Source organism: Micromonospora sp. D93 (assembly GCF_018070365.1).
In the GTDB taxonomy this organism is placed as follows: Bacteria; Actinomycetota; Actinomycetes; order Mycobacteriales; family Micromonosporaceae; genus Micromonospora; species Micromonospora ureilytica.
Window position 1 is genome coordinate 56,949 of the sequence record NZ_JAGPXW010000011.1, and the last position, 15,944, is coordinate 72,892.

The following is a 15,944-nucleotide window of genomic DNA, read 5'->3' on the forward strand; positions in this document are numbered from 1 at the left end:
GAACCCCCTCGGCGCGAGCGGTCGCGGCCGAGGATCCAGGTGGGGAAGTAACAGCAGCTGCCTGGGGGGCGACAGTATGAGGTTCTCCGTCGTGGAAACCGGTTACGACCAGCGGCAGGTGGATTACTGCCTGGACGAGTTGGGGATCCGGTTGTCCCGGCTCGCGGCGCGGGCCGAGGGCGCGGCCGGGGCGGCCCGGGAATGGGACGAGATCCGCCAGGAGGCCGCCTGGCTCGGCGGGCTGCTGCAACGGCTCGACCTGGGCGACGCCGCCGTCGGCCGGCACGCCGATGACGCGGTGCGGCGCGAGGCCGCCGACATCCTGGCCCAGGCCCGCGTCGAACTCGACGAGGCCCGCGAGGAGGCACGGCGGGTGCGGGAGCGGGCGTACGCGGAGGCCGTGCGGGCCCGACGTGACTTCGAGGCGGCGTTGGACGCCCGTCGACGGCGCGAGGTGCGGGTGGACGAGATCCTCAGCCAGGTGACTGTCGACCAGGTGCCCGCCGACACCCCGACCGCGGCTGCCGGCGTACCGGGTGGTCGCGTCGGAGTCGGCGGCCCGGACGCGGGCGCGGAGCCGCCGCCCGGCCGTCGCTGAGACGCGCGGGCACCGGCGCCCGGCTCAGACGGTGAGCGCCGCCGCGACGGTGGTCGCCCGGTCCTCGTGCTGGGCGTACGCGTCGGGGTAGGCGGAGATCTGCACGGCCTGGGCGGCGCCGGTGACGCTCATGTCCTGCCAGCCGGGGATCTCGTTGAGCGCGCTGTAGAAGGCCCGCGCGGCGTACGAGGGGCGCATCAGTTGGGCCACGGTGCCCCAGCCGCTGCTCGGCCGCTGCTGGAACAGCCCCACCGAGTCGTGGTCGGAGCCGCTGCCCTGGTTCGGGTACTCCGCCGACTCCGGAAGGACGTCGCTGGCCAGGTTGTAGAGGTTGCTCTCCTGCATGGCGGTGGACAGTGCCACCACCAGGGCGCGCCGCGGCATCTTCATCTCCACGCCGACGTCCACGATGATCTTCGCGTTGTCCATCTGTGCCTGGTCGAGGCCGGCGACCGGCCGGGGGCGGCGGGGCTTGACCGGCTTCTTGGGCGCCTTGCGGACGGCGGTGGGAGTCGGCGTGGGCTTCGCCGTCGGGCTGGGCAGGATCCGGGCGGGGGCGGCGTCGCGGTCCAGCGACCGGGAGGCGCGCTCGTCGGCGATGGCGGCACGGTCGGCCAGCGCCTCGGCGAGCGGCTCGACCGTACGGGGGGTGTCGTCGTTGCCCCGCGCGGTGGCGACCGCGACGAGGCTGAGGCAGCAGGTGACACCGGTTGCCAGCGCCACCCGCACCGGGGTCGAGCGCAGCAGGGCCCGCCGGGGCGGTTCGGGAACGCGGTGACGGCCGATCGTCCGTTCGGTTGATGCGGCGTCGTCCGAGAGGGTGGTCGGGCGCGCGTCGGTCAGCTTCTGGGCGGAGGGGTCGTCGGGGTGCACCTGACGAGGCTAAAGAGCTGAATGCCCGATGCCACCAGCCCGTAGGGTGGCATGCGCCACAATTTGCCCTGATCATGCCGACTTTAATGGGCAAAACCTGAGCGAAGCTGATCAACCTCGCGGATCACACCAGACGGTTATTCCCGACTTGCCGGGATAATGCGCTCGCACCGCCGTCGGCCGCCCACAAACCCGCCCACCTTCTAGCCTCACCCGAACAGCCGACCCCGAACTCCGCCGAACACCCCCCAGGTCCACTCGTCTAACCGTCCCCGCACCTCTTGCCCCGCGATCTTGCACTTTCTGCCCCGACACATCGGGCTATCCCGCCGATATCGACAACCGAAACCGCAAGATCGGCGAGGTGGGGGCGGGTGAGGTGGGCAGGCGGCGTTAGTGTCGGCCGTTCTCGGCCGGGGTGACGGTCAGTCGGTGTCGGCTGGCGTCGCTGCTGGAGAACGGCCAGAGCCGGTCGGCGTACTCGACCAGGTCGGCCAGTTGATCCCGGCTCAGGCCGGCTGAGGAGATCTCCGCGTGCACGTCGGCCCGGTATCGGCCGTCGTTGTCCCGCCCCAGCTTCGCCTCCGCCCGGACCTGCACGGTGTGCGCCTCGTCGGTGATCTCCCCGGCCACCTCCACCGCGGCGTGGTGCAGGCAGGAGGCGAAGGCCGCGGCCAGCAACTGTTCCGGGGTCAGCCCGGTGCAGTGCGGCGCCAGCGGTGAGGCCAGCGCGGTGGAGAGCCCGCCATCGTCGGTGCGTACGTGACCGCCCTCGGCGGTCGCTGTGGCCTCACGCAGCCAGGAACTCTGATCCGGCATCGCGTTTCTCCCGTCGCTCACCAGGCCGGCTACCCCTTCGCCGCCCGGCGAAACGCCGTTGGCCGCCCGGCGAAACGGCCGAGGGCGGCACGGTCAGCGCCCGGAGGGCAGCTTCGGCTCGTGGGCCACCGCCACCGCCTCGGTGGCCTCCGCGGCGGCCCGTTCGGTCCACGGCGAGGTCGGGGCCGGCCGGCGGGTCGTCGGGATCGTCATCGGCACGTACACCCGGGCGTCCACGGCCTCGGCCAGCAGCAGCGCGGCGACCAGGCTGGTCGGACGCTGCTCGGGGTCGTCGGCGAGGCAGGAGTGGCACAGCTCGGCGACCTCCGGCGGGAGCCCGGCGATGTCGGGCAGCGGCTCCGGTGGTTGACGGCGGCGTACGAGCAGCAGTTCGCTGGCGGTCGCCGCGCGGTAGGGCAGGCGGGCGGTGAGGCTGTAGTAGAGCAGCACGCCGAGGGCGTACATGTCGGCGGCCGGGGTGGCCGGCACCTCGTCCAACTGTTCGGGGGCCAGGTACGCCGGGGTGCCGAGCACCATCCCGGTCGGCATCGGGTCCGGTTCCCCGGCGGCGATGGCGATGCCGAAGTCGAGCACCTTCACCCCGGCCGGGGTGAGCATGACGTTGGCGGGTTTGACGTCCCGGTGCACGATGCCCTCGGCGTGCGCGGCGGCCAGCGCGGCGGCGACCTCCGCGCAGACCCGCACCGCGATCCGCCAGTCCAGCGGCCCGGCGCGCAGGTGCACGGCGAGCGTCTCACCCTCGGCCAACTCCATCACGATGTAGGGCACCGGCCGACCGGGCCACGTCGAGGAGGTGCCGAAGTCGTGCACGCTCGCCACGTTCGGGTGTTCCAGGCGGGCCGCCGACCGGGCCTCGGCGCGGATCCGGTCCACCGGGCCGTCCCGGTCGCCGCGACCGGGCGAGATGAGCTTCACCGCGACCGGCCGTTCCAGCACCTGGTCGTACGCCCGCCACACCTCGGACATCCCACCCACACCGATGCGCTGTTCGAGCCGATACCGCCCGTCCAGCGTCCGCATCGACCACTCCTCGCCCTCGCCCCGCCGACGGCCGGGTGCACCGATCGCGGTACCCGCCCTCCGAGCTGGGCAAACCGGAGCCCGACTCGGGGGCGGACGGCGCTGCGCACCTCGCTGCGCCGGGGCGGTGGGTGCGGTAGCTTGCGAGCCAGAGCCGGTGTCACCGATTGTGCCGGCACGGTCACCCGAGGGGACGCCCCGATGAGCGAGGTCACCGTACGCTTCGTCGGCGGGCCCGCGGACGGCCTGGTCCGGCTGCTGCCGGCCGGGTCGGACGGCGCCCCACCCCCACGTTGGATCATGCGGCACCCGGACGGCACGGGCCCGGTGCAGCCCGGCCCCGATCACCTCTACGAACGCGACAGACCCGACGAGGCGGGCGGCTGGAGCATGCGTTTCGTGCGCACCGACGCGTACGGGGTGTCCGAGTGACCACGAGGCGGGGCTGACCGGTGGCGACGCCGGCGTCGCGTCGGCCCGACCGCACAGCTGGCGCACAGCTTTCCCAGGGGCGTGGCACAGGCGTCGCGGCCACGATGGGGCGCATGGTCATGAACGGGCAGGCCGCGCCGAGCCGGATCGAGCTGCGTCGCCCCGACGGTGAACCCGTCCGGGTGCTGGTGGTCGACGACGAACCCACGCTCACCGACCTGCTGTCGATGGCCCTGCGCTACGAGGGCTGGCAGGTCCGTACCGCCGGCAACGGCATGGCGGCGTTGAGCACCGCCCGACAGTTCCAGCCGGACGCTGTGGTCCTCGACGTGATGTTGCCCGACCTGGACGGTTTCCAGGTGCTGCGCCGGCTGCGCGAACACGCCCCCACCGTGCCGGTGCTCTTCCTGACCGCCCGCGACGCGGTCGAGGAACGCATCGCCGGGTTGACCGTCGGCGGCGACGACTACGTCACCAAACCGTTCAGCCTGGAGGAGGTGATCGCCCGGCTGCGCGCGCTGCTGCGCCGCTCCGGGCTCGCGATCGCCGCCCGGGAGGAGGCGGTGCTGACCGTCGGTGACCTCAGCCTCGACGAGGACAGCCACGAGGTCCGCCGGGCCGGCCAGCTCGTCACCCTCACCGCGACCGAGTTCGAGCTGCTGCGCTATCTGATGCGCAACCCGCGTCGGGTGCTCAGCAAGGCGCAGATCCTCGACCGGGTGTGGAACTACGACTTCGGTGGCCAGGCCAACGTGGTGGAGCTGTACATCTCGTACCTGCGCAAGAAGATCGACGCCGGCCGGGCACCGATGATCCACACGCTGCGTGGTGCGGGCTATGTCCTCAAACCCGCCGAGTAGGCGCCGCCCGCTGCGCGCCGCCCGGGGGTGGCTGGCCGGGCGCTCCCTGCGTACCCGACTGGTGTTTGCCCTGCTCGCGCTGCTGGCGTTGGTCAGCGTCGCGATCGGTGGCCTGACCACCGTGGCGCTGCGGCACTTCCTGATCGACCGGCTCGACGCGCAGTTGGCCCCGGCAACGGGCATGCGGGGCGAGCGGCCGGGACGGCCGGCCTTCCCCGGTGACGGACCGGGCATCCCACCCGGGCTGCCGTCCGGCACGGTGGTCGCCGAGATCAGCGACGGCCGCGTGACCAGCGCCCGGACCCTGACCAACAGCGTCTCCAACGCGTTCCCCGACCCGCAGCCCGTCCAGGTGGGAGAGGTCGCCGCGTTGGCGGACCTGCCGGTCGACGGCAGAACGCGGACCGTCGACCTCGGCGACCGCGGCGACTACCGGGCCGTCGCCCGGCAGTACAGGGACGGCCCGGTACGCGTCGTCGCCATTCCCCTCTCCGGCGTGCAGGAGACCATCTGGGCGCTGGTCGCCGCGCAGGCCGGGGTGGCCGCGGTCGGGCTGCTGCTCGCCGGTGTGGCGGGCGCGCTGATCGTGCGGGCGACCCTGCGACCGCTCAACCGGGTCGCCGCCACCGCCACCCGGGTGACCGAGCTGCCCCTGGACCGGGGGGAGGTGGCGCTCGCCGTCCGGGTCCCGACCGCCGACACTGACCCACGTACCGAGGTCGGTCAGGTCGGCGCGGCCCTGAACCGGATGCTGGGCCACGTCGCCGACGCGCTCTCCGCCCGGCAGGCCAGCGAGACCCGGGTACGCCAGTTCGTCGCCGACGCCAGCCACGAGTTGCGGACACCTCTCGCGGCGATCCGCGGCTACGCCGAGGTGGCCCGGCGGGGCCGCGACGAGGTTCCCACCGACGTGGCACACGCGCTGCGCCGGGTGGAGTCGGAGAGCACCCGGATGACCAGCCTCGTGGACGACCTGCTGCTGCTGGCCCGCCTCGACACCGGCCGGCCGCTCGCTGTCGAACCGGTCGACCTGACCGCCCTGGTGGTGGACGCGGTCAGTGACGCGCACGTCGCCGGTCCCGAGCACCGCTGGCAGCTCGAACTGCCCGAGGTGGCGATCCGGGTGCCCGGCGACGCCGCCCGGCTGCACCAGGTGGTGGCGAACCTGCTCACCAACGCCCGGGTGCACACGCCGCCCGGCAGCACTGTCACCACCACGCTGGCCGTCGACGCCGTCAGCGCCGTGCTCACCGTCGCCGACGACGGGCCGGGGGTGCCGGTGGAGCTGCAACCAGAGATGTTCGAGCGGTTCGCCCGGGGCGACAGCTCCCGGTCCCGCGCGCACGGCAGCACCGGCCTCGGCCTCGCGATCGTCGCGGCCGTGGTGGAGGCCCACCACGGCACGGTCGGCGTGCAGAGCCGTCCAGGCCGGACAATGGTCACCGTCCGGCTGCCGAATCCCACAGCTGACGCATAGTCGGCGCACGGCGTCGCGCCAGCCCCGCCGCCGAGGCTGGCCGCATGGACAGAACAGAGACCCTGCCGACGGCACCCGCCGCACCCGAGCCGCCAACTGCCACACGCCCCGACGAGCACTCGCCGCCGACGCCCCGCTCGCCGGCCTGGGCCCGGCCCGCACTGGCGGTCCTGCTGCTCGCCACCGGCCTGCTCTACCTGTGGGGCCTGGGCGCGTCCGGCTGGGCGAACTCGTTCTACGCGGCGGCCGTGCAGGCCGGCTCGGTGAGCTGGAAGGCGTTCCTCTACGGCTCGTCCGACGCCGCCAACTCCATCACCGTCGACAAGACACCCGCGTCGCTGTGGCTGATGGCCCTGTCCGTGCGCGTCTTCGGGCTGAACAGTTGGGCGATGCTCGTGCCGCAGGCGCTCTGCGGGGTCGCCTCGGTCGGCGTGCTGCACGCGACGGTGAAGCGCTGGTACGGGCCGGCCGCCGGTCTGATCGCCGGCGCGGTCCTCGCGGTCACCCCGGTGGCGACGCTGATGTTCCGGTTCAACAACCCGGACGCGCTGCTGGTCCTGCTGCTGGTCGCCGGGGCGTACGCCACAGTGCGCGCCCTGGAGACGGCCAGCACCCGGTGGATCGTGCTGGTCGGCGTGCTTGTCGGCTTCGGCTTCCTCACCAAGATGTTGCAGGCGTTCCTGGTGGTGCCGGTCTTCGCCGGCGTCTACCTGCTGGCCGCGCCGACCGGGCTGTGGCGACGGGTCCGGCAGCTACTGCTGGCCGGGCTGGCGGTGGTGGTCTCGGCCGGCTGGTGGGTGGCGCTCGTCGAGCTGGTTCCGGCCAGCGCCCGCCCGTACATCGGCGGCTCGCAGGGCAACAGCATCCTGGAACTCACCCTCGGCTACAACGGCCTCGGCCGGATCACCGGCGAGGAGATCGGCAGCGTCGGCGGCGGTGGCGCGCGGCCCGGCGGCGCTGGCGGCGGCCCGTTCTCCGGGCAGAGCGGTGTGCTGCGGATGTTCGGCGGCGAGATCGGTGGTCAGGTCTCCTGGCTGCTGCCGGCCGCGCTGATCCTGCTGGTCGCCGGCCTGCTGCTGGCCGGGCGGGCGGCCCGCACCGACCGTACCCGGGCCGGGCTGCTGCTCTGGGGCGGCTGGCTGCTGGTCACCGGCCTGATCTTCAGCTTCATGTCCGGGATCTTCCACGCCTACTACACGGTGGCGCTCGCACCGGCGATCGGCGCGCTGGTCGGCATCGGCGTGACGCTGCTCTGGCGCGAGCGACGACCGGCCGTGGAGTCGGCTTCGGCCGTGGCGCCGGCTTCGGCCGCGGTCGCCGGGACACCAGTCGGCGATCCGTTGCCCGCGTCCGCCGACGGTGCCGCTGTCGGCACACGTTGGCAGCGGTGGCGCCCACTGGCCGCCACGGCGACGCTCGCCGGCACACTCGCGGTCACCGTCTGGTGGGCGTGGGTGCTGCTCGGACGCAGTCCCGACTGGTACCCGTGGCTGCGGACCACGGTGCTCGTCGCCGGCCTGGTCGGCGCGGCGCTGTTCCTGCTGGTCACCCGACTGCCCCACCGGTTGGTGCCGGTGGTGCTGGGCCTTGGCGCGGCGGCGGCACTCGCGGGCCCGGTGGCGTATGCGGTGCAGACCGCCGCGACCCCGCACACCGGGTCGATCCCGAGCGCCGGACCGTTCGTGGTGGGCGGGTTCGGCCGGGGCGGCTTCCCCGGCGGGCGACCGCCCGCCGGTATGGAACTGCCGGGCGGCGGTCAACTCCCCGGCGGCGGCCAGTTCCCGGGTGGCGGCCAGTTCCCGGGCGGGGGCCAGAACGGCGGTGGTCAGAACGGTGGTCAGGGGCCCGGCTTCCCCGGCGGGGGTCGAAACGGCGCCACCGGCGGCCAGGGACGCCCGGCCGGTGGGGGAATGGGCGGGCTGCTCGACGCCCGTGAGCCCAGCGCCGCGCTACGCGAGCTGCTGGAGCGCGACGGCGCCGACTACACCTGGGTGGCGGCGACCATCGGCTCGAACAACGCCTCCGGCTATCAGCTCGCCACCGGCGAACCGGTGATGCCGATCGGCGGGTTCAACGGCAGCGACCCGTCGCCGACGCTCGCGCAGTTCCAGCGGTACGTGGCCGACGGGAAGATCCACTACTTCGTCGGTGGCGGTGGCTTCCGGGCCAACGGCGGCAGCTCGGCGTCCCAGGAGATCGCCGCCTGGGTCGCGGAGACGTTCACGGCGCAGACCGTCGACGGGGTCACCCTCTACGACCTCAGCACCGGTACGGAGGCGTCGTGACCGTGCTGGGCGGCCCCCGGGCCGCCGTCCAGGCCCGACCCACCGCCACCGTGCTGGACGTGGTGATCCCGGTCTACAACGAGGAGGCTGACCTCGGGCCGTGCGTACGGCGGCTGCACGCCCACCTGAGCGCCCACTTCCCGTACCCGTTCCAGATCACCATCGCCGACAACGCCAGTGTCGACGACACCCTGAAGGTGGCCGACGGCCTCGCCGGCGAGTTGCCCGGCGTCGAGGTGCTGCACCTGGACGCCAAGGGGCGGGGGAGGGCGCTCTCCGCCGCCTGGTCGGCGTCGTCCGCGCCGGTGCTCGCCTACATGGACGTGGACCTCTCCACCGACCTGGCGGCGTTGCTGCCACTTGTCGCGCCACTCATCTCCGGCCACTCCGACCTGGCGATCGGCACCCGGCTGGCGCGTACCTCCCGGGTGGTGCGCGGCGCCAAACGGGAGGTGATCTCGCGGGCCTACAACCTGCTGCTGCGCGGCGCGTTGGCGGCGCGGTTCTCCGACGCGCAGTGCGGGTTCAAGGCGATCCGCGCCGACGTGGCCGCGGAGTTGCTGCCGTTGGTGCGGGACACCGGCTGGTTCTTCGACACCGAGCTGCTGGTGCTGGCCCAGCGGGCCGGGCTGCGCATCCACGAGGTGCCGGTGGACTGGGTCGACGACCCGGACAGCCGCGTCGACATCGTCGCCACGGCCCTGGCCGACCTACGCGGCGTGGGCCGGCTGGGCCGGGCGTTGCTGACCGGCGCGCTGCCCCTGGCCGACCTGCGCGCACAGCTCGGCCGGGCACCGCTCACCGGGCCGCGTGCCCAGCCGGGGGAGACGCCGCCGATCGGGCCGGGTGCCCCGCCCGGCCAGGCGCTGCGGGGGCAGGTGCCGGTCGGGTTGCCCCGGCAGCTGGTCCGGTTCGCGGCGGTGGGGGTGGCGAGCACGCTCGCGTACCTGCTGCTGTTCGTGGCCACCCGGGGCCTGCTCGGCGCGCAGCCGGCGAACCTGCTGGCGTTGCTGGTGACCGCGGTGGCGAACACGGCCGCGAACCGGCGGCTCACGTTCGGCATCAGCGGACGCCGGCACGCCGCCCGACATCACGCGCAGGGGCTGCTGGCCTTCGCCCTCGGTCTGGCGTTGACAAGCGGCGCGTTGGCAGTGCTGCACGCCGTCTCCGCCGTACCGGCCCGGCCGGTGGAGCTGGCCGTGCTGGTGGCCGCGAACCTGGCCGCCACCGTGCTGAGGTTCGTGCTGCTGCGCCTCGGCATGCATCACAGGCGTACCTGAGGCACCGACCGGTCAGCCGACCAGGATCTCGGTGAGGACCTCGACGACGCGGCGCGTGTGCCGCCCGTCGGGGTCCTCGTCGGTGTTCAGGTCGGTCACGCTCATCCCGAGCAGCCGGTCGGCGCGGGCCAACGGCGTGACCAGCGCGATCAGGTCCGCCCAGCGCGGCCCGTCCGGCTCGGGATAGGTCACCGCGGGCAGGTCTCGCGGGTCCACCACGTCCAGGTCGAGATGCAGCCAGGCCGGCCCGTCCCCGTCGGCGGCGAGGCCCGCTCCGACCGTCGCCGCGCCCCGGCATAGCAGCTCGGCGACGTTGATCTGGCGGATCGCCGGGTCGATCCGGGCCGCCTCGACCCGGCTGCTCTCGTCGGTGGCCGGGCGGTGCCCGAGCAGGTGGACGCGGCTCGGCTCGATCAGCGTGCCGGTCGGGCCGACGGCGGCGGCGGGGCCGTTCCCGGTGACCACCGAGAGGTCCATGTCGGCGGCCTCACCGGTCGGGGAGGTCGTGCCGTCGAGGAAGTCCGGGTGGGCGTCGACGAACCACAGGTCGGTCGCTGCGGGCAGGGCGCGGCAGATGCCGGGCAGGATCGCGCAGTCCCCACCGAGCACCAGTGGTCGGTGGCCGTCCGCGATGAGCGCGCCGATCCGCGCGGCGATGGCGCCGCCGGCCCGGACCAGGCCCGCCGCGCCGATCACCCCACTCGCCGGGTCACGGTTCGGGTCGCGCAACCGCGCCTCGTCGATCTGCCCGTCGTCGTCGGCGGACAGGGCCTCACGCAGGCCGGCCCGGCGCAGCGCGGCCGGGGCCCGCTCCTCGCCGCGCCCGGCGCCGGAGGAGTCCAGCGGCGCGTCCACGATCATCCAGCGCACGTCCGCAGCGTACCGGCGCGACCCGCCGTCCCGGCCGCATTCTGTGGTGAGGCTGGGAGTACGCCGATGTGCCCGCGACGGCGACAGGGTCCGGCGTACGGTGATGGACAAGTCCGGCTTTCTGGGTTAAAAGCCTCATCGGTGTACGCCTGGGACGCCGGTGTCGAGGCGGCGAGGCAAGGAGCGATCGGTGGAACATCTGGCCTACCTGGATGCGGGGTCCGGCAGCCTGATCGTGCAGGCGGTCGTCGGCGGGGTGGCCGGCGTAGCGGTCGCCGCGAAGCTCTACTGGCGACGGCTGGTCGACAGGTTCCGCCGGCAACCCACCGACCCGCGCTGAGCTGGCCAGTCCGACGATGGCGATCTCACCCATCGAGGCGCGGCCCGAGCCGGCCTCCTTCCGCGACCCGGCCAACCGGGTCTTCCACGTCGGCGACGAGGTGCTGCGCGGGCTGGACTCCCAGGCCGCCGAGCACTGGCGGGCACTGACCGGCAGCACGTTCTTCCCGGCGCTCGTCGCCGCGCGCAAGGTCTGCGCCACCGAGGACGCCCCGCCCGCCCTGGTGCCCGCCGCGACCGGGACGCCGTGGGCCGCCGTGCTGCGCCACGAGCGCATCCCGTTCGTCTCCCACCCGTACGAGTGGTCGTTCAGCATGCTGCGCGACGCCGCCCTGCTGCACCTGGAGATCCTGAACGCCGCGCTCGGCGAGGGTTTCACCACCAAGGACGGCTCGGCGTACAACCTGCAGTGGCGCGGCGCCGAACCGGTCTTCATCGACATCGGCTCCTTCGAGCCGGTCCGCGACGGCGAACCGTGGGCCGGCTACCGGCAGTTCTGCCAGACCGTGCTCTACCCGCTGATGCTCACCGCCCACCTGGGCGTCGACTTCCAACCGTGGTTGCGCGCCCGGGTCGACGGCATCGAGGCCGACGAGCTACGGCCGCTGTTCAACGGGGCCCGCCGACTGCGCCCCGGCGTGCTGACCCACCTGCACCTGCACGGGGCCATGCAGCAACGCAACGCCGCCGCCAGCACCAGCGACGTACGCGACCAACTGCGGGCCGCCGGCTTCTCCCGGGAGTTGCTGCTCGCCACCGTCCGCGGCATCGAGAAACTGGTCCGCAAGCTGGACCGCCGCCCGCCCGAGAGCCACTGGTCGGACTACCAGCGCACCTGCGGCTACTCGGCCCGCGACCGGGTGGCGAAGGAGCAGTTCGTGGCCGTCGCGGTGGCCGCCGGCACCCGTCCCCGCCTGGTGCTCGACCTCGGCGCCAACGACGGCCGGTACTCCCGGCTGGCGGCCGGGCACGCCGACTACGTGGTCGCCGTCGAGCAGGACCCGACAGTCGTCGACGAGCTGTACCGACAGCTGCGCTCCGAGGGGCAGCGCCGCATCCTCCCGCTGGTACTGGACCTGGCCGACCCCTCGCCGGGTGGCGGCTGGCGGGGCGTCGAGCGGGCCGGCTTCGCCGAGCGGGCGTCCGCCGACGTCGTCCTCGCCCTGGCCGTGGTGCACCACCTGGCGATCGGGCGCAACGTGCCGCTGCCGGAGGTCATCGACTGGCTGGCCGGGCTGACCGCGCCGGGCGGGGCGGTGGTGGTGGAGTTCGTCCACCCGGAGGACCCGATGGCGACCCGGCTGCTGGCCAACAAGCCCGCCGGTCTCTTCCCGGACTACCGACGCGACACCTTCGAGGCGTTGCTCGCCGCCCGGGGCCGGATCACCGACCGGCTGGAACTTCCCTCGGGCACCCGCACGCTCTACCGGACGGTGATGGGTGGCTGAACGGCGATGGTTCCACGGCTGGCGCGGCGAGCTGGGGCGGGTGCTGGAGATCGTCGCGCTGGTCGGCCTCGTGGTCACCCAGCCGCTGCTGGACGTGCTCGGCCGCAGCCCCGACTTCTTCCTCTTCCACCGCGCCGACCCGGCCCAGATCCTGCTGTTGGTCGCCCTGGTGACGGTGGTCCCCACGGCCGGGGTGGCGCTGCTCGGCGCGCTCAGCCGCCTCGCCGGCCGGACCGCCCGCGCCATCACCCACACCGGGCTGGTCGGGCTGCTGATCGCCGCACTCGCCGTGCAGGTGGGCCGGCACGTGACGCCACTTCGGGGCGTACCGCTGCTGCTGGTGGCCGTGCTGGCCGGAGCCGCCGGCGCGGCCGCACACCGGCGGTGGCGGGCGCCGGGCCGGGTGCTGCGACTGGCCGCCGCCGGCCCGGTGGCCTTCGTGATGCTCTTCCTGCTCGTCTCACCCACCTCGGCGGTGGTCCTGCCGCGCGGCGACGGCGGTGCGGCCGGCACCGCGCAGGGCGCGGCCGTGCACCCGCCGGTGGTCATGCTGATCCTCGACGAGCTGCCGCTGGTCAGCCTGCTCGGCGCGGACGGAAAGATCGACGCCGGGCGGTACCCGCACTTCGCCGAGCTGGCCGGCGGCTCCACCTGGTACCGCAACTCCACAGGCGTCAGCGGGTGGACGCCCAACGCGCTGCCGGCGATGCTCACCGGCCGCTACCCGGCGCGGTCGGTCGCCCCGCACTACTCGCAGTACCCGGACAACATCTTCACCGCCTTCGGCGGCCTGTACGACATCCGCGCCGAGGAGAGCATCACCCGACTCTGCCCACCGAGCCGTTGCGAGCAGCCGGTCACCCCGGAGCAGGGGCTCGGCGTGCTGGTCCGGGAGACCGGCAAACTACTCGGCCGGGTCGCCGGGCCGACGGAGAGCGCCGTCGACCCGGAAGACTCCTACCGCGAGCAGACCCGGGCCGAGGCCGGCCTGGACGCCGCCGAACCGGTGCCGGCCGACCCGAAGTTCCGCTGGGACAGCCTGGACGACAACCAACCCGCCCGGTTCACCAGCTTCCTGGCCGGGCTGAAACCGACAAACCGGCCCACGCTGCACTTCCTGCACCTGCTGATGCCGCACTCACCGTGGGCGTACCTGCCGTCCGGGGCGCGCTACGACGCCCCCGAGGACCTGCCCAACGACGGCGCCGGGTGGGTCGACCTGGCCCGGCAGCGGCACCTCGCCCAACTCGGCTACACCGACCGGCTGATCGGCGAGACGCTGCGGACGCTGCGCGCCAACGGCCTCTACGACCAGGCCCTCGTCGTGGTGACCGCCGACCACGGGGTCAGCTTCCGCCCCGGCGCCCAGGGCCGGGGCATGGACGCCATCAAGGCCGCCGCCGGCGAGGTCGCCTGGGTGCCGACGTTCGTGAAGGAGCCCCGACAGCAGGCCGGCCGGGTGGACGACCGCAACTGGGAACACGTCGACCTGCTGCCGACAGTGGCCGACGAGGCCGGCGTCCGGCTGCCCTGGCGTGTCGACGGGCGCTCCGCCCGACAGGCCCCCCGCACCGACGGCACGAAGCACTTCTACGACCGCCCCGGCGAACCCGTCACCTTCCCCGGTGGCGTGCCCGCCCCGCCGCCCCTGCCGACACCGCACCCCCTGGTCGGCACCGAGGTGAGCGCCGCCCCGGCCGCCGGAAGCGCCCGGGTCGCCGATTTGGCCGCGTTCACCGCCACGGACCCGGACACCGGCACCCTCCCGGCGCTCGTCTGGGGCGACGTCCCGGACCGGATCCCGGACGGCACACTGCTCGCCGTCGCCGTGAACGGCCGCATCGGGGCCGTCGTCCCGGTGGTGCCGGCCGACCCCGGCGGACGCCGCTTCGCCGCGCTGCTCGCCGACGACAAGCTGTTCCACGCCGGCACCAACAAGCTCGACGTCTTCCAGGTCGCGACGGACGGTACGCTGCGACGCCTCGCCCTGTCCTGACCTGGCTTCCGGGTTGGGTCCGGCCTGGCTTGCCTGGTCGGTCTGGTCTGGTCCCGGCTGGCGGGATGCCGGGTTTCCCGGGCGCCCGGTCGGGAATCGGGTGACGCATACCTCACCGCCGAACCACGGCGGGCGTTGTCCCCCGAGCCGCAATTACGGTAGAAGCGAAGGCAATTCAACGTAGATCTGCCGGCGAAGCGAGGAACCACATGACGGAAGTCAAGCTCGATCACCCCGGTGGGCAGCTGTCGATGCCGGTGCATCCTGCGGTCGAGGGCCCCGCCGGTATCGGGGTGAGCAAGCTGCTGAAGGAAACCGGGATGACCACGTACGACCCCGGTTTCGTCAACACCGCCGCTGCCTCATCCGCGATCACCTACATCGACGGCGACGCGGGGATCCTGCGTTACCGGGGGTACCCGATCGAGCAGCTGGCCGAGAAGTCCTCCTTCCTGGAGGTCTCCTACCTGCTCATCTACGGTGAGCTGCCGACCGAGCAGCAGCTGACCGAGTTCACCGAGTGGATTCGGCGGCACTCGCTGCTGCACGAGGAGATGCGCCGCTTCTTCGACGGCTTCCCCCGGGACGCCCACCCGATGGCGGTGCTCTCGTCCGCGGTGAGCGCCCTGTCCACCTTTTACCAGGACAGCCTGGACCCGTTCGACTCCGAGCACGTGGAGATCTCCACGGTCCGGCTGATGGCGAAGGTCCCCACCATCGCGTCGTACGCGTACAAGAAGTCCATCGGTCAGCCACTGCTGTACCCGGACAACTCGCTGGGGTACGTGGACAACCTGCTGCGGATGACGTTCGGCGTGCCGGCGGAGCCGTACGAGGTCGACCCGGTGATGTCGAAGGTGCTGGACATGCTCTTCGTCCTGCACGCCGACCACGAGCAGAACTGCTCCACGTCGACAGTCCGTCTGGTCGGCTCCAGCAACGCCAACCTGTTCGCCTCGGTCTCGGCCGGCGTGAACGCGCTGTTCGGCCCCCTGCACGGTGGCGCCAACCAGGCGGTGCTGGAGATGCTCCAGCAGATCCACGCCGGCGACGGCGACGTCCGGTCCTTCGTCCGCAAGGTCAAGGACAAGCAGGACGGCGTCAAGCTGATGGGCTTCGGCCACCGGGTCTACAAGAACTACGACCCGCGGGCGGCGATCGTCAAGAAGGCCGCGCAGGACGTGCTGGGCCGGATGGCCAAGCCCGACCCGCTGCTGGACATCGCCATGGAGCTGGAGGAGATCGCCCTCGCCGACGACTTCTTCGTCTCCCGTCGGCTCTACCCGAACGTGGACTTCTACACCGGCCTGATCTACAAGGCCATGGGTTTCCCGACCAAGATGTTCACGGTGCTCTTCGCGCTCGGCCGGCTCCCCGGCTGGATCGCCCAGTGGCGCGAGATGATCAGCGACCCGGAGACCAAGATCGGCCGTCCGCGGCAGGTCTACGTCGGCTCCGCCGAGCGGGACTACGTCCCCTTCGGCGAGCGCTGACCCGCTCCTCGCTTCACCAGCAGGCCGTCGACCCGACCGGGGTCGGCGGCCTGCGTCGTTCCCGCCCCGCGATCCCTGATGAGGGTGATGCCTGTGAGTCATGACGATGACTCACAGGCATCAGGCTCACCAG

The 15,944-nt window shown here is 73.1% G+C and carries 14 protein-coding genes; 10 read left to right on the forward strand and 4 right to left on the reverse strand.

Annotation, left to right across the window (positions count from 1 at the left end; genetic code table 11):
• Window positions 1-76: 76 nt before the first annotated feature.
• Entirely contained in the window at window positions 77-598 is a 522-nt protein-coding gene (locus KBX71_RS14965) for an ATPase (RefSeq protein ID WP_210818486.1), read from the forward strand.
• A gap of 24 nt (window positions 599-622) precedes the next feature.
• Here the strand turns inward: KBX71_RS14965 and KBX71_RS14970 are convergent, their stop codons facing one another.
• From KBX71_RS14970 to KBX71_RS14980, 3 genes are all read right to left on the reverse strand, one after another.
• Entirely contained in the window at window positions 623-1,471 is an 849-nt protein-coding gene (locus KBX71_RS14970) for a hypothetical protein (RefSeq protein WP_210818487.1), read from the reverse strand.
• A gap of 393 nt (window positions 1,472-1,864) precedes the next feature.
• Window positions 1,865-2,290 (reverse strand): OsmC family protein, encoded by a 426-nt coding sequence (locus KBX71_RS14975; protein WP_124819422.1) that lies wholly within the window; start codon window positions 2,288-2,290, stop codon window positions 1,865-1,867.
• 93 nt (window positions 2,291-2,383) lie between these two features.
• A complete protein-coding gene (locus KBX71_RS14980) occupies window positions 2,384-3,331 on the reverse strand; it encodes a serine/threonine-protein kinase (protein WP_210818488.1) in 948 nt (315 codons plus the stop codon).
• Between the two features lie 201 nt (window positions 3,332-3,532).
• On the opposite strand from KBX71_RS14980, the gene KBX71_RS14985 reads away from it, so the two are divergent.
• The 5 genes from KBX71_RS14985 (at window position 3,533) to KBX71_RS15005 (ending at window position 9,665) form a co-directional block, all read left to right on the forward strand.
• Window positions 3,533-3,763, forward strand: coding sequence for a hypothetical protein (locus KBX71_RS14985; RefSeq protein WP_179778827.1), 231 nt, complete (start codon window positions 3,533-3,535; stop codon window positions 3,761-3,763).
• A gap of 119 nt (window positions 3,764-3,882) precedes the next feature.
• Entirely contained in the window at window positions 3,883-4,623 is a 741-nt protein-coding gene (locus tag KBX71_RS14990) for a response regulator transcription factor (RefSeq protein WP_372433046.1), read from the forward strand.
• A gap of 31 nt (window positions 4,624-4,654) precedes the next feature.
• Entirely contained in the window at window positions 4,655-6,100 is a 1,446-nt protein-coding gene (locus KBX71_RS14995) for a cell wall metabolism sensor histidine kinase WalK (protein ID WP_247683525.1), read from the forward strand.
• 44 nt (window positions 6,101-6,144) lie between these two features.
• Entirely contained in the window at window positions 6,145-8,385 is a 2,241-nt protein-coding gene (locus KBX71_RS15000) for a glycosyltransferase family 39 protein (protein WP_210818490.1), read from the forward strand.
• A gap of 2 nt (window positions 8,386-8,387) precedes the next feature.
• Window positions 8,388-9,665, forward strand: a complete 1,278-nt coding sequence (locus tag KBX71_RS15005; RefSeq protein WP_374102603.1) for a glycosyltransferase — start codon at window positions 8,388-8,390, stop codon at window positions 9,663-9,665.
• Window positions 9,666-9,677: 12 nt separating this feature from the next.
• Here the strand turns inward: KBX71_RS15005 and KBX71_RS15010 are convergent, their stop codons facing one another.
• Complete coding sequence (locus KBX71_RS15010) at window positions 9,678-10,526, reverse strand: arginase family protein (RefSeq protein ID WP_247683527.1); 849 nt, start codon at window positions 10,524-10,526, stop codon at window positions 9,678-9,680.
• 199 nt (window positions 10,527-10,725) lie between these two features.
• Here KBX71_RS15010 and KBX71_RS15015 point away from each other — a divergent pair, with 199 nt between their 5' ends.
• From KBX71_RS15015 to KBX71_RS15030, 4 genes are all read left to right on the forward strand, one after another.
• Window positions 10,726-10,875: a hypothetical protein gene (locus tag KBX71_RS15015; protein ID WP_167492911.1), complete on the forward strand. Its 150-nt coding sequence runs from the start codon at window positions 10,726-10,728 to the stop codon at window positions 10,873-10,875.
• A 16-nt stretch (window positions 10,876-10,891) separates the two neighbouring features.
• Complete coding sequence (locus KBX71_RS15020) at window positions 10,892-12,322, forward strand: bifunctional 2-polyprenyl-6-hydroxyphenol methylase/3-demethylubiquinol 3-O-methyltransferase UbiG (protein ID WP_210818493.1); 1,431 nt, start codon at window positions 10,892-10,894, stop codon at window positions 12,320-12,322.
• Window positions 12,315-14,318 (forward strand): sulfatase-like hydrolase/transferase, encoded by a 2,004-nt coding sequence (locus KBX71_RS15025; protein WP_210818494.1) that lies wholly within the window; start codon window positions 12,315-12,317, stop codon window positions 14,316-14,318. Before KBX71_RS15020 ends, KBX71_RS15025 begins: the two co-directional genes overlap by 8 nt.
• A gap of 209 nt (window positions 14,319-14,527) precedes the next feature.
• Window positions 14,528-15,811: a citrate synthase gene (locus tag KBX71_RS15030; RefSeq protein ID WP_091408199.1), complete on the forward strand. Its 1,284-nt coding sequence runs from the start codon at window positions 14,528-14,530 to the stop codon at window positions 15,809-15,811.
• Window positions 15,812-15,944: the final 133 nt, after the last annotated feature.